At 72.3% G+C, this 20,439-nt stretch carries 18 protein-coding genes and 1 tRNA gene; 9 read left to right on the forward strand and 10 right to left on the reverse strand.

Annotated features, from left to right (window positions below; translation table 11 throughout):
- The first annotated feature begins 183 nt into the window (after window positions 1–183).
- Together HNR21_RS09100 and HNR21_RS09105 are read left to right on the forward strand one after the other, a co-directional pair.
- A complete protein-coding gene (locus HNR21_RS09100; RefSeq protein WP_119726820.1) occupies window positions 184–387 on the forward strand; it encodes a cold-shock protein in 204 nt (67 codons plus the stop codon).
- A gap of 110 nt (window positions 388–497) precedes the next feature.
- The gene (locus HNR21_RS09105) at window positions 498–2,180 is read left to right on the forward strand and encodes a DEAD/DEAH box helicase (RefSeq protein ID WP_182704851.1); all 1,683 of its coding nucleotides are present in this window, start codon (window positions 498–500) and stop codon (window positions 2,178–2,180) included.
- Window positions 2,181–2,318: 138 nt separating this feature from the next.
- On the opposite strand, the gene HNR21_RS09110 is transcribed toward HNR21_RS09105, so the two are convergent.
- Window positions 2,319–3,473 (reverse strand): acyl-CoA dehydrogenase family protein, encoded by a 1,155-nt coding sequence (locus HNR21_RS09110; RefSeq protein ID WP_182704852.1) that lies wholly within the window; start codon window positions 3,471–3,473, stop codon window positions 2,319–2,321.
- Window positions 3,474–3,628: 155 nt separating this feature from the next.
- On the opposite strand from HNR21_RS09110, the gene HNR21_RS09115 reads away from it, so the two are divergent.
- Window positions 3,629–3,967, forward strand: coding sequence for a PspC domain-containing protein (locus HNR21_RS09115; RefSeq protein ID WP_182704853.1), 339 nt, complete (start codon window positions 3,629–3,631; stop codon window positions 3,965–3,967).
- Here HNR21_RS09115 and HNR21_RS09120 read toward each other — a convergent pair.
- Both HNR21_RS09120 and HNR21_RS09125 read right to left on the reverse strand, forming a co-directional pair.
- Window positions 3,964–5,376 carry an MFS transporter gene (locus HNR21_RS09120; protein ID WP_182704854.1) on the reverse strand — a complete coding sequence of 471 codons (1,413 nt, stop codon included), beginning with the start codon at window positions 5,374–5,376 and terminating at the stop codon, window positions 3,964–3,966. The two genes, HNR21_RS09115 and HNR21_RS09120, sit on opposite strands and share 4 nt — an antisense overlap.
- Before the next feature lie 139 nt (window positions 5,377–5,515).
- Window positions 5,516–5,857, reverse strand: coding sequence for a metallopeptidase family protein (locus HNR21_RS09125; protein WP_119726825.1), 342 nt, complete (start codon window positions 5,855–5,857; stop codon window positions 5,516–5,518).
- A gap of 34 nt (window positions 5,858–5,891) precedes the next feature.
- Between HNR21_RS09125 and HNR21_RS09130 the strand changes: the two genes are divergently transcribed.
- Window positions 5,892–7,649, forward strand: coding sequence for a metallophosphoesterase (locus tag HNR21_RS09130; RefSeq protein ID WP_312880932.1), 1,758 nt, complete (start codon window positions 5,892–5,894; stop codon window positions 7,647–7,649).
- A 71-nt stretch (window positions 7,650–7,720) separates the two neighbouring features.
- Window positions 7,721–7,796: transfer RNA gene (locus HNR21_RS09135), tRNA-Glu, on the forward strand.
- A 256-nt stretch (window positions 7,797–8,052) separates the two neighbouring features.
- On the opposite strand, the gene HNR21_RS09140 is transcribed toward HNR21_RS09135, so the two are convergent.
- The gene (locus HNR21_RS09140) at window positions 8,053–8,268 is read right to left on the reverse strand and encodes a glycine-rich domain-containing protein (protein WP_182704855.1); all 216 of its coding nucleotides are present in this window, start codon (window positions 8,266–8,268) and stop codon (window positions 8,053–8,055) included.
- A gap of 297 nt (window positions 8,269–8,565) precedes the next feature.
- Here HNR21_RS09140 and HNR21_RS09145 point away from each other — a divergent pair, with 297 nt between their 5' ends.
- Window positions 8,566–9,870, forward strand: coding sequence for a M14 family metallopeptidase (locus tag HNR21_RS09145; protein ID WP_182704856.1), 1,305 nt, complete (start codon window positions 8,566–8,568; stop codon window positions 9,868–9,870).
- 168 nt (window positions 9,871–10,038) lie between these two features.
- Here the strand turns inward: HNR21_RS09145 and HNR21_RS09150 are convergent, their stop codons facing one another.
- Window positions 10,039–10,482, reverse strand: coding sequence for a MarR family winged helix-turn-helix transcriptional regulator (locus HNR21_RS09150; RefSeq protein WP_182704857.1), 444 nt, complete (start codon window positions 10,480–10,482; stop codon window positions 10,039–10,041).
- A gap of 68 nt (window positions 10,483–10,550) precedes the next feature.
- Here HNR21_RS09150 and HNR21_RS09155 point away from each other — a divergent pair, with 68 nt between their 5' ends.
- Window positions 10,551–10,997 (forward strand): PaaI family thioesterase, encoded by a 447-nt coding sequence (locus tag HNR21_RS09155; protein WP_182704858.1) that lies wholly within the window; start codon window positions 10,551–10,553, stop codon window positions 10,995–10,997.
- 177 nt (window positions 10,998–11,174) lie between these two features.
- Here HNR21_RS09155 and HNR21_RS09160 read toward each other — a convergent pair whose 3' ends face one another.
- The 3 genes from HNR21_RS09160 to HNR21_RS09170 form a co-directional block, all read right to left on the reverse strand.
- Window positions 11,175–11,552, reverse strand: coding sequence for a hypothetical protein (locus tag HNR21_RS09160; RefSeq protein ID WP_182704859.1), 378 nt, complete (start codon window positions 11,550–11,552; stop codon window positions 11,175–11,177).
- A 239-nt stretch (window positions 11,553–11,791) separates the two neighbouring features.
- Window positions 11,792–12,583: an FHA domain-containing protein gene (locus HNR21_RS09165; RefSeq protein WP_220500100.1), complete on the reverse strand. Its 792-nt coding sequence runs from the start codon at window positions 12,581–12,583 to the stop codon at window positions 11,792–11,794.
- A gap of 21 nt (window positions 12,584–12,604) precedes the next feature.
- Window positions 12,605–14,935 carry a serine/threonine-protein kinase gene (locus tag HNR21_RS09170; protein ID WP_182704860.1) on the reverse strand — a complete coding sequence of 777 codons (2,331 nt, stop codon included), beginning with the start codon at window positions 14,933–14,935 and terminating at the stop codon, window positions 12,605–12,607.
- Window positions 14,936–15,335: 400 nt separating this feature from the next.
- On the opposite strand from HNR21_RS09170, the gene HNR21_RS09175 reads away from it, so the two are divergent.
- On the forward strand, window positions 15,336–15,794 hold the full coding sequence (locus HNR21_RS09175; protein WP_182704861.1) for a hypothetical protein: 459 nt from the start codon (window positions 15,336–15,338) through the stop codon (window positions 15,792–15,794).
- Between the two features lie 176 nt (window positions 15,795–15,970).
- On the opposite strand, the gene HNR21_RS09180 is transcribed toward HNR21_RS09175, so the two are convergent.
- On the reverse strand, window positions 15,971–16,783 hold the full coding sequence (locus tag HNR21_RS09180; RefSeq protein WP_182704862.1) for an SAM-dependent methyltransferase: 813 nt from the start codon (window positions 16,781–16,783) through the stop codon (window positions 15,971–15,973).
- A gap of 436 nt (window positions 16,784–17,219) precedes the next feature.
- Between HNR21_RS09180 and HNR21_RS09185 the strand changes: the two genes are divergently transcribed.
- Window positions 17,220–18,464, forward strand: a complete 1,245-nt coding sequence (locus HNR21_RS09185) for a glycosyltransferase (protein ID WP_182704863.1) — start codon at window positions 17,220–17,222, stop codon at window positions 18,462–18,464.
- 93 nt (window positions 18,465–18,557) lie between these two features.
- Here HNR21_RS09185 and HNR21_RS09190 read toward each other — a convergent pair whose 3' ends face one another.
- On the reverse strand, window positions 18,558–20,180 hold the full coding sequence (locus tag HNR21_RS09190; RefSeq protein WP_182704864.1) for a GMC oxidoreductase: 1,623 nt from the start codon (window positions 20,178–20,180) through the stop codon (window positions 18,558–18,560).
- Between the last annotated feature and the right edge of the window lie 259 nt (window positions 20,181–20,439).

Consider the following 20,439-nt stretch of genomic DNA (forward strand, 5'->3'; position numbering starts at 1 on the left):
TGTAGTCGAAGTTTGCGAACGTGTAAGCGCCGCAGGGTTTGACAGCGGGCGCTTCATCGTTCGAGGGACCAGCTCCTTTGAAGGTGGCGGCCGTAGGCCGGGACCGTGCGATCCGACGCGGGTCCGAAGGAACGAATGCTCCCCGCGCACGCGGGGATGCTCCAGTCTTCGAAGGAGACACACATGGCTCAGGGAACCGTGAAGTGGTTCAACCCCGACAAGGGCTTCGGCTTCATCGCCCCCGATGACGGCTCCGCCGACATCTTCGTGCACCACTCGGCGATCGAGATGCGCGGCTTCCGCACCCTCACCGAGGACCAGCGTGTGGAGTACACCGCCGTCCAGGGCCCCAAGGGTCTGCAGGCCGACCAGGTCCGCGCCCTCTGAGCGGCCCCACCGCAAGCCGAACCACGAGGCAGGCCCAGCACCGCCGGGCCTGCCTCGTGGCGTTCGCGGCGGACACGGTACGAAAGACGGGCAGAACCGAGGAGCCGACCATGACGATCACCACCTCCGGCGAGGCCGCCGGCTTCGCCGACCTGGAGCTGCGGCCCGAACTGCTCAAGGCGCTGTCCGGGCTGGGCTACGAGGAGCCGACCCCCATCCAGCGCGAGGCCATCCCGCCGCTGCTGGACGGCTACGACCTGCTCGGCCAGGCGGCCACCGGCACCGGCAAGACCGCCGCGTTCGCGCTGCCGGTCCTCAACCGGCTGGAGAAGGCCGGGGCCGAGGGCGCCCCGCCGTGCGCGCTGGTGCTCGTCCCGACCCGTGAGCTGGCCATCCAGGTGTCGGAGGCGTTCCACCGCTACGGCCGCGAGATGGGCGCGCAGGTGCTGCCGGTGTACGGCGGCGCGCCGATCGGCCGCCAGCTCGGGGCGCTCAAGCGGGGCGTCGACGTGGTCGTCGCCACCCCCGGCCGGGCCCTGGACCTGATCAACCGGGGCGCCCTGCACCTGGAGGAGCTGCGCACCGTCGTGCTCGACGAGGCCGACGAGATGCTCGACATGGGCTTCGCCGAGGACATCGAGGCGATCCTGGCCGAGACCCCCGAGCAGCGGCAGACCGTGCTGTTCTCGGCGACCGTCCCGCCGCGCATCGACCAGATCGCCAGGCGGCACCTGCGGCAGCCGGTCCGCATCGAGATCAAGCGGCCCGAACGCGAGGTCGGCGAGCCCCCGCTGGTCCGCCAGCGCGCCTACGTGGTGGACCGCGCCCACAAGCCCGCCGCCCTCGGCCGGCTGCTGGACGTGGAGGCCCCCGCCGCCGCGATCGTGTTCTGCCGCACCCGCGACCAGGTCGACGAGCTGACCGAGATGCTCAACGGCCGCGGCTACCGGGCCGAGGCGCTGCACGGCGGGATGAACCAGGACCAGCGCGACCGGGTGATGGGCCGGCTGCGCGCCGGGACCGCCGAACTGCTGATCGCCACCGACGTGGCCGCCCGCGGCATCGACGTCGAGCACCTCACCCACGTGGTCAACTACCACGTGCCGTCCGACCCCGACTCGTTCGTGCACCGCATCGGCCGGGTCGGCCGCGCCGGGCGGGAGGGCGTGGCGCTCACCCTGGCCGAGCCCCGCGAGCACCGGATGCTCAAGGCGATCGAACGGGCCACCGGCCTGAAGATCACGGTGGAGAAGATCCCCACCGTCGCCGACCTGCGCGCCCGCCGGCTGGAGCTGACCCGCGCCGCGCTGCGCGAGAGCCTGCTGAACGACGACCTGGACCCGTACCGGGTGGTGGTGGAGTCGCTGGCCGACGAGTTCGACGTGATGGAGGTCGCGCTGGCCGCCGTCAAGCTCGCCCAGGAGGCCGGCGGCGCGACCGCGGACGAGGAGGAGGAGATCCCCGAGGTCGCCCCGCGCCGTCCGCGCGAGGACCGGCCGGGCCGCGGCGAGCGCCGCGGCGGCCCGACCGCCGGGATGACCCGGCTGTTCCTGGGCCTCGGCCGGCGCAACGGGGTCCGCCCGCAGGACCTGGTCGGCGCCATCGCCGGCGAGTCCAGCCTGCGCGGCCGCGACATCGGCGCGATCGAGATCGCCGACCGGTTCTCCCTGGTGGAGGTGCCCGAGTCGGCCGCCGCCGAGGTGATCGACGCGCTGCGGCGGACCACCATCAAGGGCAAGAAGACCATCGTCCGCCGCGAGCGTTCCGACCGCCCGGAACGCCGGTCCCGCTGACCCGTCGCCCGGCCGCCCCCGGCCTTCCGGGAAGGCGTGACGGACGATCTGGCCGTCCCCGGCTCCGCGGGGGCGGCCAGGCCCGCTGGGCGGAGGACCCCGGCCGGATCGAGACGGCGCCGACCGGGCGCCCCGGGGTCAGCCCCGGTAGGCGGGGATCCCGGTGATCGCCTGGCCCAGCACCAGGGTGTGGATCTCCTGGGTGCCCTCGTAGGTCAGCACCGACTCCAGGTTGTTCATGTGCCGGATCACCGGGTACTCCAGCGTGATCCCGTTCGCGCCCAGCACGGTACGGGCCTGCCGCGCCACGTCCAGCGCCGCCCGCACGTTCGCCAGCTTGCCGAACGAGACCTGCTGCGGGGTGACCTTGCCGGCGTCCTTGAGCCGGCCGATGTGCAGGGCGGTCAGCCCGGCCTGGCCGAGCGCCACCTCCATCCACGCCAGCTTCTCCTGGGTGAGCTGGAACGCCCCGATCGGGCGGCCGAACTGCTCCCTCGTCTTGGCGTACTCCACCGCCGCCTCGTAGCAGGCCCGGCCCGCGCCGACCGTGCCCCACAGGATCCCGTACCGCGCCTCCGACAGGCAGCTCAGCGGGCCCTTCAACCCGGTCACGCCGGGCAGCACCGCATCGGCGGGGAGCCGCACGTCGTCCAGCACCAGCTCCGAGGTCACCGACGCGCGCAGCGACAGCTTCCTGTGGATGTCGGAGGCGGAGAACCCGGGCGTCCCGGCGGGCACCAGGAAGCCCCGGATGCCCTCGTCGGTCCGCGCCCACACCACCGCGACATCGGCGACGGACCCGTTGGTGATCCACATCTTGGCGCCGTTCAGCACCCAGTCCGAGCCGTCGCGGCGGGCGTGGGTGCGCATGTCGCCGGGGTCGGAGCCGCGGTCGGGCTCGGTCAGCCCGAAGCAGCCGAGCGCCTCGCCGGCCGCCATCCGCGGCAGCCACTCCTGCTTCTGCTCCTCGGAGCCGAACTTGTGGATCGCCGCCATCGCCAGCGATCCCTGCACGGACACGAAGCTGCGCAGCCCAGAGTCGCCGGCCTCCAGCTCCCGGCACGCCACCCCGTAGGCCACCGCGCTCATCCCGGCGCAGCCGTACCCCTGCAGGTGCATGCCCAGCAGCCCCAGCTTGCCCAGCTCGGGACCCAGCTCGCGGGCCGGGAAGACGCCCCGCTCGAACCACTCGCCGACGTTCGGCAGGACCTTCTCGGCGACGACGGTGCGGACCGTGTCGCGGATCATCCGCTCCTCATCGGTGAGCTGGTCATCGACACGCAGCACGTCCATGCGAAGCCCCATTTCGTCCGGATGGCGGATGTGCCCGTCAGGGTACTCGGCGGCCTCCGGCCGGGACCGGACGGCCCCGGCCCCAGGGTCGGATCAGGGACGAATCGGGCGGATCCCCGATGTGCGGGGCGTTCCGTACGGGGCACGATCGAGTCATGGAACACGACCTGAACAAGCCCGAGCCCGCGACCCCGGCCTCCCGCAAGCTGCGCCGGACCACCGAGGGGCGGATGCTCGCCGGCGTCTGCTCCGGCATCGGCGAGTACACCGGCGTCGACGCCAACATCATCCGGCTGCTGCTCGGGGCGTTCACCCTCTTCGGCGGCTCCGGCGTCATCCTGTACGTGCTGGGCTGGGTGCTGATCCCCGAGGCCGGCAGCGACGTGTCGATCGCCCAGGACCTGATCGACAAGAACAGGGACAACCCCAAGGTCCAGGACGTGGTGAACAAGACCAGGGACGCGTTCACCAAGTCCGGCTCCGCGCGTTCCTAGTCGTCCTCCAGGGCGGTGACCACGTCGTCGTCCGGGCACCGGCGGGGCCGCTCGGCGCAGCGGGCGCCCTCGGCGAGCGCCTTGGGGGCGCCGCCGCCCCGCGCCGCCGGGGGGCCCGCGGTCCGGTCCCGTTCGGCCTCCGCCATGTCGTCGGCGATGGTGGCGATCATCTCGCCGCGCACCGGCGTCCACAGCAGGGTCAGCAGGGTCGCCACCGACAGCCCCGCCACCCCGGCCAGCGCCACCACGGTCTGCGGCCCGAGCAGCTCGGCGGCGAACCCGGCGACCAGGATGCCCAGGCCCTGGCCCGCCAGGATCCCCGACTGCGCCAGCCCGAACGCCTGGCCGCGGCCGGACGGGGGCACGGCGGCGACGAACGCGGCGTTGGCGGCGAGCTGGTAGGCGCTGCCCACCCCGGACAGCCCCCACAGCGCCACCACCACCCACAGCGGCGGCTGCATGCCCGACCCGATCAGCGGGGCGCACGCCAGCATCGACATCCAGCCCATCGCCCGGATCCGGTCCGAGGGGCGCACGAAGCGGCTGAACACGAACACCCCGACGACCATCCCGGTCGGCATGGCCGACATCAGCAGCCCCACCGTGACCGCCGTGCTGCCCGGATAGGTCGCCGCGTACGGGGCCGCCAGCCCCTCGGGGATCACGTAGAACGCGCACAGCCAGGCGAACGACACCAGGGACCGCAGCGTCGGATCCCCGAACACCAGCCGCGCCCCGTCCCTGGTGTTGCGCCACAGCGCCAGCGGCTCCTGCTCGCCGTCGCGCGGGGCCGGGCGCGGCTTCAGCCACACCATCAGGATGATCGCCGACACCGCGAACGTCAGCGCGTCCAGGGCCAGGGCCTCGTACGTCCCCACCACCGCCACCAGCGCCCCGCCGCCCAGGAAGCCGAGCATCTGGGTGGTCTGGTGGGTGATGTTGTTGATCGCCGTCCCGGCCACGTACCTGTCGCCGTCCAGCACGTCGGGCAGCAGCGCCGCCCGCGCCGCGGTGAACGGCGCGCCCAGCAGCACGGTCAGGAACACCAGCGCGCACAGCACCGGGAACGGCATGGCCTGCAGGGCCATCAGCGCCACCAGGCACGCCCGCAGCACGTCGCAGACCACCATCACGCTGCGCCGGGGGAACAGGTCGGCCAGCCCCGACAGGATCGGGCCGCCCACGATCGGCGGCAGGTAGGTCAGCGCGTAGGTGACGGCGGTGAGCAGCGGGGAGCCGGTGCGGTGGTAGACCAGGACGGCCAGCGCCACCTGGGCGAGCTGGTCGCCGACGTACGACAGCGCCTGGGCCAGCCACAGCGCGCGGAACTCGCCGATGGCGAAGACCTCACGATAGGTCGCCTGGCGCTCGCGCGGACGGCGGTGCCTGCCGCTCTGCCTTTCCGCCAAGACATCTCCAGTCCGTGTCCGCCCGCAGGATGGGCGTGCTCCCTCCCTATTAACTCACGCTCCGTCGCATTGATGTGACCTTCTGTGCCCAATTGGTGGAACGGGTCGCGCCGGGGACAGGACGGGATGGCGGGAGGACTCAGTAACCGTGCCGGTGCAGCCACTCGTCGGAGATGCCGAAGTGGTGGGCGATCTCGTGCACGACAGTGATTCGTACCTCTTCGACCACATCGTCGACCGAATCGCAGATCGCCAGGATCTCCTTACGGTAGATCGAGATGTGGTCGGGCAGGACGCCTGCGTACCAATCGCCGCGCTCGGTGAGCGGTACGCCGTGGTAGAGACCGAGCAGACCGGGTTCGGGCGCGTCGTCCTCCACCAGGACGACGACGTTGTCCATGAGCTCGGTCAGCTCGGGCGGGACGGTGTCGAGGGCCTCGGAGACGAGCTCCTCGAACTCCTCGCGCGACAGCTCGATCACGGCACCATTGTCGAGGACGAGGAAAGGAGGCGACGTGCTCCTCGGGCGGTTCCGCCGACGCCAGTCCCCCCCGACCGCCGCCGACCCCGCAGCACCGCCCGAACCACCCGCCGCCGAGTCCGGCCCCGCGGAGCCCGGTGCCGCGGAGGACGGCCCCGCGGAGACCGGTTCCGCCGGGCCCGCGACGCGGGGCGGCCGGATCCGGGCGGTGCGCGCCTGGACCGCACGGGTGCGGCGGCGCCGCGCCTCCCGCGTGGCGGCGGTCGTCGTGGTCGGGCTCGCCGGCGGCATGATCGGCATGCTCCTCGGCGGCCGGGTGGAGACCCCCGTCGGGCCCGCCGACGTGTCGCTGTCCATCCGCCCGTCCTGGAACGGCGGCACCACCGTCCAGATCCCGCCGCTGGGCTCGCTGCAGCTCGACAGCCACTGGGGCCCGGTCCGGCTGAACGCCCAGATCGCCGAGCTGCACGCCGAACCGGCCCGCAGGCTCATCGAGCAGGACGGCGAGCTGGACCGGCTCGCCGAGACCGTCGACGACGAGGTCCGCCACGGCGTCGTCGTGCTGATCGTCCGCGCCGCCGTGTTCGCCATGGTCTTCGCCTTCCTGGCCGGGCTGCTGGTGTTCCGCTCCTGGCGCCGGGCGCTGCTGTCCATGGGCGCCGGCGCGGGCGGGCTGGTCGCCATCTGCCTGCTGGCGTACGGGACGTTCAACCCCCAGTCCATCAGCGAGCCGCGCTACACCGGCCTGCTCGCCAACGCCCCCCAGGTCGTCGGCGACGTGGAGAACATCGTCGAGCGCTTCTCCCACTACCGCGCCCAGCTCGCCCGCCTGGTCGGCAACGTCTCCCGCCTGTACGCCGCGACCTCGACGCTGCCCACCTACGAGCCCGACCCCTCCACGCTGCGCGTCGTCCACGTCTCCGACATCCACCTGAACCCGGCGGCCTGGGACGTCATCCGTTCCGTCAGCACCCAGTTCCAGGCCGACCTGATCATCGACACCGGCGACCTGACCGACCACGGCAGCAGCCCCGAGGACCGCTTCGTCGAGGGCATCGAGGACCTGGAGATCCCGTACGTCTTCGTCCGGGGCAACCACGACTCCGACGACACCCAGGAGTCGGTCGCCGACCAGAAGAACGCCATCGTCCTCGACAACGAGACCCGCGAGATCGCGGGCCTGCGCATCTACGGCGTGGGCGACCCCCGCTTCACCCCCGACAAGACCACCCGCGACGACAACGTCACCGCCGCACAGCTGAAGGTCCTGGGCGCCCAGCAGGCCACCTCGCTCCGCGCCGCCGGCCCCGCCCCCGACCTGGTGGCCGTGCACGACCCCAACCAGGCCGAGGCGTTCAGCGGCAGCACCCCCCTCATCCTGTCCGGCCACACCCACCGGCGCAGCACCAAGCTGCTGCCCACCGGCACCCGCCTCTTCGTCCAGGGCTCCACCGGCGGCGCCGGCCTGCGCGGCCTGGAGAACGAGGAGCCCACCCCCATCGAACTGTCCGTCCTCTACTTCAACCGCGCCACCAAGCGCCTCCAGGGCTGGGACGACCTCCGCCTCGGCGGCCTCGGCCTCACCTCCGCCCTGATCGAACGCCACCTGGAACCCGACCCCAACCGCACGATCACCCCGCCCGCCCCCACCGGCGCCACGGCCCCCACCCCCACCCAGTGGCCGTCCCTGGACCCCACCGAATGGCCCACCCGTCCACCCACGCAAACCCCGACCCCCACCACCCCACCGGCGACGACGCCCCCGCCCACCTCCTCGCCCGCCCGCCCCTGACGGGCACCAACGCCCCCGAATAGGCGTCCCGCCCCCGTTTCCCCTATGCTGGCGGCAGGCGTACGCCAGCCGCCCCCATCGTCTAGCGGCCTAGGACGCCGCCCTTTCAAGGCGGTAGCACGGGTTCGAATCCCGTTGGGGGCACCATCGAGCGGCTGCGGGGTCGCGGCCCGTCCGTGGCCTGGTCCCCGTACCGGGCGGACCGTCCGATCCCGTCTCAATGGGCATCTGGGCGGCTTCCAGTTCGCGGAGTTCGGCGAGCTTGGCGTTGCGCCGTTCGGTAAGGCTGCGGCGCGGGCTTGGACGTCGCGTGCGAACTCCGGGTCGCGGGCGGCGGTGTCGTCGGCGTGGGTGAGCGCCTCCTTGGTGCGGGTGAGCGCGTTACCGGAGCGGATGTCGTCGTTCATGACCGGCAGGTGGTGGACGAACCGTCCGGCCACGCGCTCACAGAACTCCGCGTACGCCCCCTGGTGTGCGGGATGAACGCGTGCCGGCCGGGGTCAACGATGTTGGAGGGGGCGAGCTTCGCGCCGGGATTCTGGGTGCAGGCGGCCAGGAACGCCAGCGTCTGGTCGATGATGCGCTCGGCCATGTCCCGGTCGTGACCCTCGTCCTTCATGATCAGCGTCCGTTCCCTGAGAGGGTCCCGTTCGTCGATCGCCTCTTTCTGAAACGCGGAGCGAACCTTTTCGGCGCCCGTTCTGCCTGCTCGTCGACGTGACGGTCCCGTCCCTCCACGGGCGGGGACGGGACGTGTGACCTGGGCGTGCGACGAGCCCGTGCCGTCTTTTCCCGTACGACCGGAGGGTGAATCGCCCTGTATTTTCTATTCTCTTAATACTTAAGCTTTACATGCTATCTGCCCGAATTTACGCTTGCGCCGTCCCACGGTCACCCCCCGCCGTTGGAGGCTGCATTGCGAAGGAGATCCCTGCCCGTCGTGCTCGGCCTGTGCGCGCTGCTGATCGCCGGCGTGCTCGCCGGCACCGGCGCCTCGGCCCAGTCGGCCGCCCGAGCGCCCGAACCACAGGACACGCACGCGTACGACGTCACGGGCCTGCGGAGCGCCGCCGACCGCACCCGGATCGCCCGTACCGGCGCGGCGATCGACGAGGCCCACGGCCGGCACGTCGTCATCACCGCCACCGAGCGCGAGGCGGCGGCCGTGCGCCGGCTCGGTTTCACCGTCACCCCGCTGCCCGCCGAGCACGCCCACGAGGAGGAGCTCACCACCCTGGGCTTCCCGCCCGCCGACTCTGGCTACCACGACTTCGCCGAGCTGACCGCGGTGGTGAACCGGGTGGCCGCCGACCACTCCGCCATCGTCCGCAAGTCCGTGATCGGCCGGTCCTACGAGGGCCGCGACATCATGGCCGTCAAGATCAGCGACAATCCGGGCAGCGACGAGGCCGAGCCCGAGGTGCTGTTCACCCACCACCAGCACGCCCGTGAGCACCTGACCGTCGAGATGGCGGTCTACCTGCTCAACGAGCTGACCGACAGGTACGGCACGGACTCGCGCATCACCAACCTGGTCAACACCCGGGAGATCTGGATCCTGCCGGACCTCAACCCCGACGGCGGCGAGTACGACATCGCGACGGGCGCCTACCGCTCCTGGCGCAAGAACCGGCAGCCGAACCCGGGGTCCAGTTACGTGGGCACGGACCTGAACCGCAACTGGGCCTACAACTGGGGATGCTGCGGCGGCTCCTCGGGCAGCCCGTCCAGCTCCACCTACCGCGGCCCGTCCGCCGAGTCGGCGCCCGAGGTCCGGGTGGTGGCCGACTTCGTGCGCAGCCGGGTGGTCGGCGGACGCCAGCAGATCAGGGCGGCCATCGACTTCCACACCTACAGCGAGCTGATCCTGTGGCCGTACGGCTACACCTACGCCGACACCGGGCCGGGGCTGACCCAGGACGACCGCAACGCGCACGCCGCGCTGGGTCAGAACATGGCCTCGACCAACGGCTACACGGCCGAGCAGGCCAGTGACCTCTACATCACCGACGGAACGATCAACGACTGGATGTGGGGCGTCTACAAGATCTTCAACTACACGTTCGAGATGTATCCGCGCACCAGCAGTCCCGGCTTCTACCCGCCGGACGAGGTGATCGGCCGGGAGACCTCCCGCAACCGCGAGGCCGTGCTGCGTCTGATGGAGTACGCCGACTGCGTCTACCGCATCATCAACAAGCCGTCGCTCTGCTCGGTCTGATCAGTTCCGAAGGGAACGCCCGCCGCGTCGGACCCGCCGGCGCGGCGGGCGTTCTCCCAGCCGGACGGGAAACGTCCGCCGGCCGGTCCGCGGGAGTACGCGGGCCGGCCGGATGAGGCTCCTGGAGGAAAGCGGCCTGGTCTCGGCGGACGCGGAACAGCGGGCGGGTCATGGGCCGGGTGTGCTCTCGGAGGCATCGTGGGTGAGCTTGCTCAGTGCGGCGGCGGTCTGGGTGAAGGTGGTGTCGCCGAGCCTGGCGCGTAGTTCGGCGTTGAAGCGGTCGATCTCGGGGCGTGCGGCGTCGAGTGCGGCGACGCCGTGATCGGTCAGGTGCAGTGCCGTGGCGCGGTGCTCGTTCGGGTGCGGCCGCCGGGTGACGAGGTCGGCGGCGGCCAGGCGGGTGACGAGTGAGGTGACGGCCGACTCGCGCAGGCCCAGGGTGCGGGCGAGCTGCTGCTGGGTGATGCCGGGGTGGTCGTGGACGGCGAACAGCGCGCCCAGTTGCGCCGTGGTGATCCCGGCGGCGGCCAGGCAGCGCCGGTCGGCCGCCAGGCGCAGTTGGTGCGCGGCGCGTTGCAGCAGGAAGTACAGGCGCTCGTCGGGCTCGGGCATGCGCCGATCTTGACAGAGGACGGCGCCGGACGGCAGTGTCAGTTCACTAGTGAAGTGAGGAGATCGGCATGACGGTCGACCTGGACCTCGCGCGGCGGGTGCTGGCGGCGCAGCCGTTCAGCCGGCTGCTGGGGGCGCGGCTGGTGGCCTTCGGCGACGGAGCGGCGACGCTGGAGCTGGACATCCGGGACGAGCTGCGCCAGCAGAACGGCCTGGTGCACGGCGGCGTCCTGGCCTATGCCGCCGACAACACGCTGACCTTCGCCGCGGGCACGATGGTGGGCAGCGATCTGATCACCGCCGGATTCACCATCGACTACCTGCGGCCCGCCGTCGGCGCGACGCTGCGCGCGCACGCGTCCGTCGTCCGCGCCGGACGCACCCGCGTCATCTGCCGCTGCGACGTGTCCACGGTGGACGGCGAGGGCATTGAGACCCTGTGCGCCGTGGCGCAGGGCTCCATCGCGGTGCCCACCCGGGGCGGCCGGGCCCTCGTGACCCCGAGCGTCCGCTGACGCACCTCACCTGCGGTGGGCTCGTCGCCCGGCTCGGCACTGTCGCCGTTCTCTCCGCCGTGGTCGAACGGTCTTCCGTCCGGGTGGCGGATTATGCGTCGGCGCGGCTGGTGGCCGTTGCCATATCCGTGGCTCTTGTCCTCGCTTTGTGCGGGCGGCGTCGGGACCGCACGGGAATCAGCCGTTCTGTGCGCCGCTGGATCCGAACCATTCTCGCGACTTTCCGACCAGCCAGATGACGGTCCCGATGACGGTGATGTGGGCGATGGCGACGGCACCGCCGACGAGATCCGGCGCCGTCAGCAGAACGGCGAACTGGACCAGCGCGCCGAACAGGAAGAATGATTCCAGCGCGAGCGTCAGGTAGCGGGCCCACGGCACGGCGCGCATGACCTGGACGGCGCTGAGGGCCAGGCCGCAGGTCAGCCCGACGCCCATCACCCCCCCGATCAGCAGCGCGCCCGCATCGGGCGAGCCGTGCTCGCGCATGGCCGACGCCTCCGTGAACAACGCGAACGTGCCGAATGCAAGAAAGGCGGTGTGCAGCCACAGCAACGCGACCGCGCATCTGATCGCCGTGGGGACGCGTGCGGGCGTCCGAGGCTCGGGAGCTGCCATGCACGCCATCGTGAAGGAGCGGGCTCGGGACCCCTCCCGGAGCCGGCCCGGTAGTTTGGTGATCATGGTCTTCCGGTCTCCGGAGCGTCGTGCCGCCCTGCCGGCGGTGGCCATCCGCCGGGCGGCTGCCGGTGACCCGTCCCGCGCGCTCCTGGATCCGGCCGCGGGCGGCGGTGTCAGTCGCCGGGGTCCCCGAGGAGCCGCAGATCCGGAGGGACCAGGGTCGTGGTCTCCAGGAGTTCGCGGATCAGGCGGTCGTTCAGGGCGTTGCCGACCGGCTCCCCCACCTCGTCGCGGGTCAGGCCTCTGACACCGGCGGCCGACAGGCGGCTGCGGACTTCGCCGACCACGTTGGCGGCGCGGTGCGGGTTCCACTCCTGACGGCCGGTCAGCTCGTTCAGCTCCTCGGCGACCTGTCTCCAGGACTGGGGCTGGGGATACGCCTCCTGCCGCAGATAGCGTTGGGCGAGTGCGGTGAGGACCAGCCGTTCGGTGTCGCTCAGCGTCCAGGGCCGGCGGGGCAGCGTCGGATCATCGGGACGGGCGACCGGCCCGGGGGGCGCGGTGCCGACGATCCGCACCTCCAGCAGATGTTCCCGGCGCGGCGAGCTGCGGATGAACAGCGGGCTGTACCCCGGGTTGAGCGGCATCTCCTCGCCCGACAGCAGCAGCGTCGAGTGGGGCATCCGGATCGGCAGCCGGCCCTCGTTGCGGATCCACCAGCCGGAGCCGTCGCAGAGCAGCCGGCCATGGCGCCTGCTGACGTGCGGATCGCCCGCGCCGACGCAGACATGGACCTCGGGCTCGTTGCGGCCGAACAGCACGGCGAAGTCCCTGCGCGGAGGCACGGCGATGCCTCCGGTGGCGGCCAGCATGAACAGGGTCCCCGCGGGGGACGGCGGGACGTCGGTCGCAAGGCTCCGCATCGTGGGAGGCAGGTAGCGGACCTGCGGCGCGTGCTGCTTCATCGGCTCACCCGCGTCCCGTTCTCACCTGGGTCCCGCGTTCGGCAGCCACCCGAGCAGTTCCTCGGGCTCGTCGACGTCGAACGCCATCACCTGGATGTTCAGGCGATCGTGGGTCCAGGTGAGAAAGCGGTCGTCGTCATCGTCGGTGCCGCACCACAGCCGGCCGACGGGACTGCCGGCGATCGAGTACGGCGCCTCGCCCGAGAACGTGTCCGGCGACTCGGTGCAGTCCCTCTTGGGAGCGCCGTCCGCGATGCGCTCGTAGTTCCTCCGCATCGCCTGGGCGTCGGGGAACCGGTAGTAGACGATGTACGCCGCGCTGTCCACGGGATCGCATGCGATCGCGGTGGCCTGGGCGCCGTCCAGGTCGTTCTGGAGTTGTTCCCGGCCCGGGCGCAGGCAGTCGACCCGGGCGGCGGGCGGTATGCGGTCGAGGAGCGCCTTCTCCGCCGGGGTGGGATACGCCGGAACGGCGTGCGCGTTGAGCCCCTTGACCAGTTCGCTGAACGCCGGCGGGGCTTCGAATTGCCACCATTCGGAAAGCTCCGCCGCCGAGGCGCCCGTGGCGCGTCCCATGAACAGCAGGGGCTCGGCGGTCCATTCGACGACGAACTGGCCCCGGGCGCCCGGGCGGCAGAAGACGTGACCGGCGTGCCGCTGGCGGTAGGTCCAGTTCGAGACCCCCAGGAAGCCCGGGACGTCGGCGTCGGGACAGTCGTCGTTCCACGGGGCCCTGGCCTTGCCGACCTGCCCGTGGAAGCTGCGTTGCAGGCCCTCCGGGCCGGCGAAACGGTAGTACGCGGCGCGGGCGGCCCCGGTCTCGGCCACCGAGCAGTCCACCGCCGCGACCACGTCGTGGAACTCGTCGAGTCCTCCCGGCGGCACACGCCTGCAGTCGGCCGGCTCCTGGCCGGCCAGGGCGATCAGCGCCTGTTCCTCCCTGGTCGGGAACGCCGGGGCCGCGGTCCACGAGTTCCACGCCCGCATCAGCGCGAGATCGCCGATGCCGTCGGCACGGGCCAGGGTGCGCGCCCTGTCGTCGGTCCAGACCAGGGACGTGGTCGAGCCCTTGGTGAAACAGAGCAGGCGGCCGGCGGGCGCGCCGGCGGCCGGATAGCGGTGTTCGGCGCCCGTGGCGACGGAACAGTCGCCCTGCCCGCGGGCCACGCCGGACTCCCGCACGACACGGTCGTACGCCTGGCCCAGCCGGTCCTGGGTGTCGAAGAAGTCGAACCGGACGCTCTGGCCGGTCCCCGTACGGCAGCGCCACGAGTGCGAAGCGCCCGCCGGCACGGTGCGGGTCTCCGGCGCGCAGTTGTGGCGCAGGGCCGCCGGGACGCGGTCCGCCAGGGAGGGTCCGGATCCACCGTCGTTCCGGGCCCGTGCGAGGCCGAGCGCCGCGGTGGTCAGCAGGAGGACGGCGGCCACGGCGGCCGCCACGGGGATCCGATGCCTGCGGATGGACCGGGACCACCTGCCGGCGAGCCCGCGCGGAGGCGGGGGGAGCGTGGTGAGGCCGCCGGAAGAGCCGGCCGGGAGGTCCTCCCGGGTCGTGCCGTGCCGGCCGCCGGGATCCAGGGCCGCCAGTGCGGCGGCGAACTGCCCGCATGTGGGGTACCGGTCCGCGGGGTTCTTGGCCAGCGCCCGGGCCACCACGGCGTCGATGCCGGGGCCCAGCTCGGGACGCCGTGCGGTGACGGGGGGCGGGGGGTGGTGGAGGTGCCCCCACAGCACGGGCGCCGTCTCGCCGTGGCGGAAGGGCGGGGTCCCGGTCAGGCACTCGTGGACGACGCAGCCCAGCGCGTACACGTCGGTCCTGCGGTCGACCTGGTGTCCGAGGATCTGCTCGGGCGCGGCGTAGTTGGACGTCCCGAGGAACTGCCCGGTGTTGGTGACCGGATCGGCCGACGCCACCTTCGCGATGCCGAAGTCGGACAGGTAGGCGTGGCCGGTGTCGTGGTCGATCAGGATGTTGCCGGGTTTGACGTCCCGGTGGACGATGCCGGCCTCGTGGGCGGCGTCCAGCGCCGCGGCGACCTGGGTCAGGATGTGCGACGTCCGGGCCAGGTCCAGGCCCCGGGGCTCGGTCTGCAGGAGCTTGCTGAGATCCGCCCCCTTGACGTATCTGAGCACCAGGTAGAGCCGGCCGTCGACCTCACCGGTGGAGTACACCGGCACGATGTTGGGATGGTCCAGCCGCGCGGCGGCCACCGCCTCGCGCTTGAAACGCTCGCGGAATCCCCGGTCCTCGGCGAGCCGGCGGCTGAGCACCTTCAGCACGACCCGGCGGCCCAGATGGACTTCCTCGGCGAGGTACACCGAGCTCATCGGCGTCTCGGAGATCTGTTTCACGAGCCGATATCCGGAGAGCCGATGCGTCAGTTCTCCCATGGTGGGAAACGGATCGGCCGTCTGGTCCAACTCACGCCTCCCGACGTTTCGCCGGCACGGTGCTCCCCGGCGCCGTTCCCGTCGCATGCCGGGAACGGCGGCGGACGGAAGGACGACGCGGGCGGAGGGTGCGAATACCGTATTCTAAGCGTTCCCATCCGGTTCTGTACGGTAATCGGGTGCTTCGAGCGATGCCGGATCCGGCCATTGCCGCGGCTTTCCGGGCGGTGATCGGATGACGGCGCCGGCGGGCCGCCGTGCACGCCATTGTGCGGGCGCGGAAACGGGACCCCTCCCAGAGCCGATCCGGTAGTCCTTGCTTCGACGCCGCGCCCCGAACGGAAGACGGAGAAAGAAGACCATGCGCCGATTCCTCGCCGCCCTCGTCCCCGTGCTCGTGCCGGCCCTGACCTCCTGCGGATCCCCGGCGCAGGAGGCCGGGCCGGCTCCCTCAAAGCCCGCCGCGCCCGCGTCCCCCACCAGTGCGCCCCCCAGCGTCCCGCCGTCCCCCACGCGCACGCCCACCACGGAGACCGAGGACTGCTTCGACGGAGACTGCCTCCTCGAAGTGACCAGGCCGGTCGACATCGAGCTGGACAGGAAGAAGTTCTACTACCCGGGGTTCTCGGTCGTGTCCGTGGACGAGAACAGCCTGACCTACCACGTCGAGTATCCGCACGGCGGGGGCGCCGAGCAGGTGCTCTCCCCGGGCGGCGGCAGCAGCTTCGGCTTCCGTGACAACCCCTCGGTGGAGGTCAGGCTCGTGTCGATCAAGGACGGCAAGGCCCTGCTCTCCATCAGCCCGGGCACGAGTCCCTAGTGCGGTGTCCATGGACGTTCGCCGGGTCGGGTGACACGCCGGGCCGGGTCCGGGGTGTGGGAGTTGATCGGCTTCACCCGCGATGGCGGCAGGTCGTCGTCGAGGGGGAGGTGGGCTGGTGCAGGCGCGGGCGGGGATGCGGAGGGCGTGGGCCGCGTGGTGCGCCTCGTGGCGTGTCAGGGTTTGCGGGCGACGCCGCAGTAGGCGGTGACCTCTTCCGGGAGGCCCCAGGGGGTGGGTTCGGGGCGCCACCGGGACACCGACACCACGCCCGGTTCGATGAGTTCGAGGCCGTCGAAGAAGGCGGCGATCTGTTCGGGGGTGCGCAGCCTGTAGGGGTCGCCCGCCTCGGCGCGGGTCTGCTCGGCCTGGGCGGCGGCCTCGGGGTCGACGGCGTTGGTGCCGTCCTCCAGGACCAGGTAGCTGCCCGAGGGCAGCGCCGCCACCAGGTGGTCGCGGATCTGTGCGGCCTCGGCGTCGTCCCACACGTTGCCCAGGATGCCCAGCATCATCAGCGCGATCGGCCGGGTGAAGTCCAGCGTGCGGGCCGCCTGCTCCAGGACGTACCCGGGGTCGCGGACGTCGGCGTCGACGTACTCGCACACCCCCTCCGGGGTGCTGGTCAGCAGGGCGCGGGCGTGCACCAGCACCAGGGGGTCGTTGTCGACGTACACGATCTTGCAGGACGGGTTGACGCGCTGGGCGACCTCGTGGGTGTTGTCGACCGTGGGCAGGCCGGTGCCCAGGTCCAGGAACTGGTCGATCCCCGCCTCGCCGGCCAGGTGGCGGACCGCCCGGCCCAGGAAGGCCCGCGAGTGCCGGGCCACGTCCACGATCCCCGGGTACACCGCGCGGACCTGGTCGCCGACCTGCCGGTCGATCGGGTAGTTGTCCTTGCCGCCCAGCCAGTAGTTCCACACCCGCGCCGAATGCGGCTTGCTGGTGTCGATCACGGGCTGCGGGCCGTGATCCCGCTCCTGGTCGGTCATCGCAGACGCCTCCCTCATCGCCGGCACCGGGCGGCGTTCACTCTAGTCCCGACGATCCGGTCCCACGCGATCATCGCCATGTTCGCCCGTCACGACACCGAGCCGGCTCCGGCCCGGATGCGCTGTCCGCGTCGGCAGACCTGCATGGCGCGGGGTCGGCGACTCGGCGACATCGCCGAACGCCGGCCGGCGTTCCGGCCGGTCCTGCGGCCACCGTCCCGGGCGGCGGCGGGTCCGCGGCTGTCCCAGATCGCCGGGGAACGGGCGAGGACGGCCCGGAGGTGATAAAGCTCTCCTGGCGGCACTCGCGTGAGTGAGTGCCGCTTCGCCTGTGATCGGGGCCTTTCTGATCCGTGGGCGTTGGTCCGGGTCGCCCGGGCGGACGCCCGTCCGGGCAGGGCGGCCGCCGATGTCGCGTCAAGCTGCGGAGTTGAAGATGACCAGTGCCGGAGCAGGCGCTCCCATGCGGGTGGCGCACTTCAGTGACACGTTCCTGCCGCACAGGAACGGCGTCGTGACCTCGCTGCGGACTCTGATCCCCGAACTGCACGCCGCCGGGCATCCGGGCCTGCTGGTCGCGCCCGGCCACCGGTCCCAGAGCCCCGGCGAGGTCGGGCTCGCCCTCCGGTCGATCCCGGCGGGGGTCGCCGAGATGCGGCTGTGCCCGCCGCGGCTGCGCCATGTGGCGAGGATCGCCGACTGGTCCCCGGCACTGATCCACGTGCACACCCCCGGCACGGTCGGTCTCCTGGGGACGCTGGCGGCACGCCGGCTCGGCCTGCCGATGGTCGCCACCTACCACACGGACCTGCACGCCTATGCCGACGCCTACCGGGTCCCCACCTGCGCGCTGCGCCTGATGCTGCGCGCGTACGCGCGGCGCCTGGGCGTGGAGCGCCCGCGCGCCGAACGGCGCGAGGAGGTCATCGACGCCGCCAACACGCTCCTGTACGGCGCCGCCGACGCGCTCGTGGTGCCCACCGAGGCGATCCTGAACAGGAACGCCTGGCTGGCGCGGCACCCCCGGGTGGTCGTGGCGCCCAACGGCGTGGCCCCCGTCCAGGTGCCCCCCGGCGCCGACGAGGAGTTCCGCGCCCGGTGGGCGATCCCCCCGCGCGCGCCCATGGTCCTGTTCGTCGGCCGGGTCACCCCCGAGAAGGGGGTCGATCTGCTCGCGCAGGCGTTCGGCGACGTCCTGAAGAGCGTCCCGGACGCGTGGCTGGTCCTGGTCGGCGCCCTCTACAAGCGGCGCTGGCTGCGCCGGGTGCTCGCGAACGCCGGCGTCGCGCACCGTACGGTCACCACCGGACAGCAGCCGCCCTCGGTGGTCGGCGCCGCCTACGCGACCGCCCAGGTGTTCGGTTTCCCCTCGCTCACCGACACCCAGGCGCTGGTCCTGCACGAGGCCTCCCTTGCGGGAGTGCCGTCCGTGGTGGTCGACGAGGCCCTGCACAAGGCGAGCCCGCTGCGGGATGACATGATCCTCACCTCGCCCACCTCCGCCGACATGGGCGCGGCGATCGCGGAACTGCTGCTCGACCCCGACGCGGCCCGCGCGCGGGGGGCCGCCGCCCGCCGTCGCGCCGTGGACCTGCATCCGCGCCGGCAGAGCGATCTCATGCTGTCCCTCTACCGCGACGTCCGGTCGCGGGCCGTCGCCGGGAACGGTGAGGGCTTGTAACGCTCCGACGGCAGTCCCGGCGGGTCCGGCACGGCCCCCGCTCTCAGAGCCGTGCGTGCCGGGCCCGCCGGCGTTGCGGGCGGCGGGGCGTTCTCAGAAGACCCGGCCGACGTCCTGGCGGACGATGGCGGCCATGCTGTGCTCGGCCAGGGCGGCGATCGTCATGGACGGGTTGCAGGCGCCGGTGGAGCCCGGGATGCGGGCGCCGTCCAGGACGTACAGGCCGCGGTGGCCCAGCACGCGGCCGAAGTGGTCCACCGCGCCGCCGACGGGGACCCCGCCCAGGGGGTGCCAGGTCGAGGTGGCCTGGGCGTCCCGGTCGATCATCATTCCGCCGCCGACCCGGACGAACTCGTTCATCCGGTTGCGGATCAGCGTCTGCAGCTCGGCGTCGCCTGCGGGATCCCAGGTCAGCCTGGCGTCGTCGGCGGCCGAGTCGTAGGCCCAGGTGCCGGTGGGCTCGACGACGCCGAAGCCGACCATGGTCATCATCCGGGTGCCGTCGGGCGGCAGCATGGGCGATCCGGCGTGGATGATCGTGTACGGGATCGAGGCGCCGGACTCGCGGCCGCCGACGCAGGCCGGGCCGCCCTGGGGACGCCCTGGGTCGTCGTTCATGCCGACCCAGGCGTAGATCCGGTCGCCGTTGTTGCCCCACCGGGTGCCCACGGCGTCGGGCAGGTCGGGCACCAGCCGCTTGGCCCTGGCCTTGACCAGGAGCCGGGTGGTGCCGGCGGAACCCGCGGCCAGGAAGACGGCGTCGGCGACGATCCTCTTCCTCTCCAGGACGTCGCCGCCGGTGTCGATGCGGTCGACGTGCAGCACCCAGCGCCGGAGCCGGTCGAGCTGGACGTCGCGGACCACGTGCAGGGGCTCCACCCTGACCCGGCCGGTGGCCTCGGCGGCGGCCAGGTAGGTGACGTCGATCGTGTGCTTGCCGCCGTTGTTGACGCCGAAGGACAGGTCACTGGTGATGTAGGTGGGCGCGTACCGGCCCGCCAGCTCGCCCCGGACGAAGCTCCAGTCGATGGGCAGCGGGACCCGGAACGTCTCCAGGCCCGCGTCCGGCGCGGCGTCCAGGAACAGCCGGGACGACCGGTACGGGTCGGCGGCCAGCACGTCGTCGGGGATCGTGGTGATCCTCAGCCACCGGGCGACGGTGGGGTAGTGGTAGCGGTTCAGGGCGTCGTAGTGGTCCGCCATCATCGGCATGGACCGGGCGAAGGCGTCCCTGGTCGGCTGCAGGGTCATGCCGTGGTACATCAGTGATCCGCCGCCGACCGCGGCGCCGCACTGGATGAGCATGCCGTCGCCCTGCACGGCCTCCAGCACTCCCGTGTAGGGCTCCCAGGTGCCCGGGACGCCGGGGATGCCGCTGCGTTCGCTCAGCCAGGTGGACCGCTGGTCGACGTTGGCCATGCGGCAGAACGTGTCGGCGTTGGGGCCGGTCGGCCACCGCCTGCCGCGCTCCAGGACCAGCGTCTGCACGCCGGCCTGGGCCAGCCGCAGGGCGGTCACGCCGCCGCCGAAGCCGGTGCCGACGACGACGGCGCGGGCGCGCTGCTCGGTCACGGTCGCGGTGGCCGGACGCGTCGCGGCCCGCGCCCTGCCGGGGCCGAGCGCGAGGCCCAGGCCGCCGAGCGCGGCGGCGCCGAGCACCTGCCGGCGGCCGACGCCCGGGACGGGATCGGTGCCGGCGGAGACGCTGTCGGTCATGGCGGGGCTCCAATCACTGGTCGCGATGCCGGGGCGGGACGGCCGCGCACCGGATCCCGGTGAGCAGGCCGTATCCAGTGAGTGGAAAGTAGATTTCCGATTTACGGAAATCAACTGTTCGCTCGAGGACGCGCACCATTCCAACGCACATCGGGTGAGAACTGTCGCCGTTCACAGCCGGCGTCGTGCGCCGCCCCGGCGGTCCATGAGCGGCGGGCCTGGACGGGCGGGCTCCCGCCGGTGCGGTGGCCACTGAACG

Source organism: Thermomonospora cellulosilytica, assembly GCF_014138835.1.
Classification (GTDB): Bacteria; Actinomycetota; Actinomycetes; order Streptosporangiales; family Streptosporangiaceae; genus Thermomonospora; species Thermomonospora amylolytica.

What these genes read in the sequence shown, in the direction of transcription:
- HNR21_RS09100 (WP_119726820.1), top strand. Translation starts at nt 184, where the DNA reads ATGGCTCAGGGAACCGTGAAGTGGTTCAACCCCGACAAGGGCTTCGGC.
- HNR21_RS09105 (WP_182704851.1), top strand. Translation starts at nt 498, where the DNA reads ATGACGATCACCACCTCCGGCGAGGCCGCCGGCTTCGCCGACCTGGAG.
- HNR21_RS09110 (WP_182704852.1), bottom strand. Translation starts at nt 3,473, where the DNA reads ATGGACGTGCTGCGTGTCGATGACCAGCTCACCGATGAGGAGCGGATG.
- HNR21_RS09115 (WP_182704853.1), top strand. Translation starts at nt 3,629, where the DNA reads ATGGAACACGACCTGAACAAGCCCGAGCCCGCGACCCCGGCCTCCCGC.
- HNR21_RS09140 (WP_182704855.1), bottom strand. Translation starts at nt 8,268, where the DNA reads ATGAAGGACGAGGGTCACGACCGGGACATGGCCGAGCGCATCATCGAC.
- HNR21_RS09150 (WP_182704857.1), bottom strand. Translation starts at nt 10,482, where the DNA reads ATGCCCGAGCCCGACGAGCGCCTGTACTTCCTGCTGCAACGCGCCGCG.
- HNR21_RS09155 (WP_182704858.1), top strand. Translation starts at nt 10,551, where the DNA reads ATGACGGTCGACCTGGACCTCGCGCGGCGGGTGCTGGCGGCGCAGCCG.
- HNR21_RS09165 (WP_220500100.1), bottom strand. Translation starts at nt 12,583, where the DNA reads ATGAAGCAGCACGCGCCGCAGGTCCGCTACCTGCCTCCCACGATGCGG.
- HNR21_RS09175 (WP_182704861.1), top strand. Translation starts at nt 15,336, where the DNA reads ATGCGCCGATTCCTCGCCGCCCTCGTCCCCGTGCTCGTGCCGGCCCTG.
- HNR21_RS09180 (WP_182704862.1), bottom strand. Translation starts at nt 16,783, where the DNA reads ATGACCGACCAGGAGCGGGATCACGGCCCGCAGCCCGTGATCGACACC.
- HNR21_RS09185 (WP_182704863.1), top strand. Translation starts at nt 17,220, where the DNA reads ATGACCAGTGCCGGAGCAGGCGCTCCCATGCGGGTGGCGCACTTCAGT.
- HNR21_RS09190 (WP_182704864.1), bottom strand. Translation starts at nt 20,180, where the DNA reads ATGACCGACAGCGTCTCCGCCGGCACCGATCCCGTCCCGGGCGTCGGC.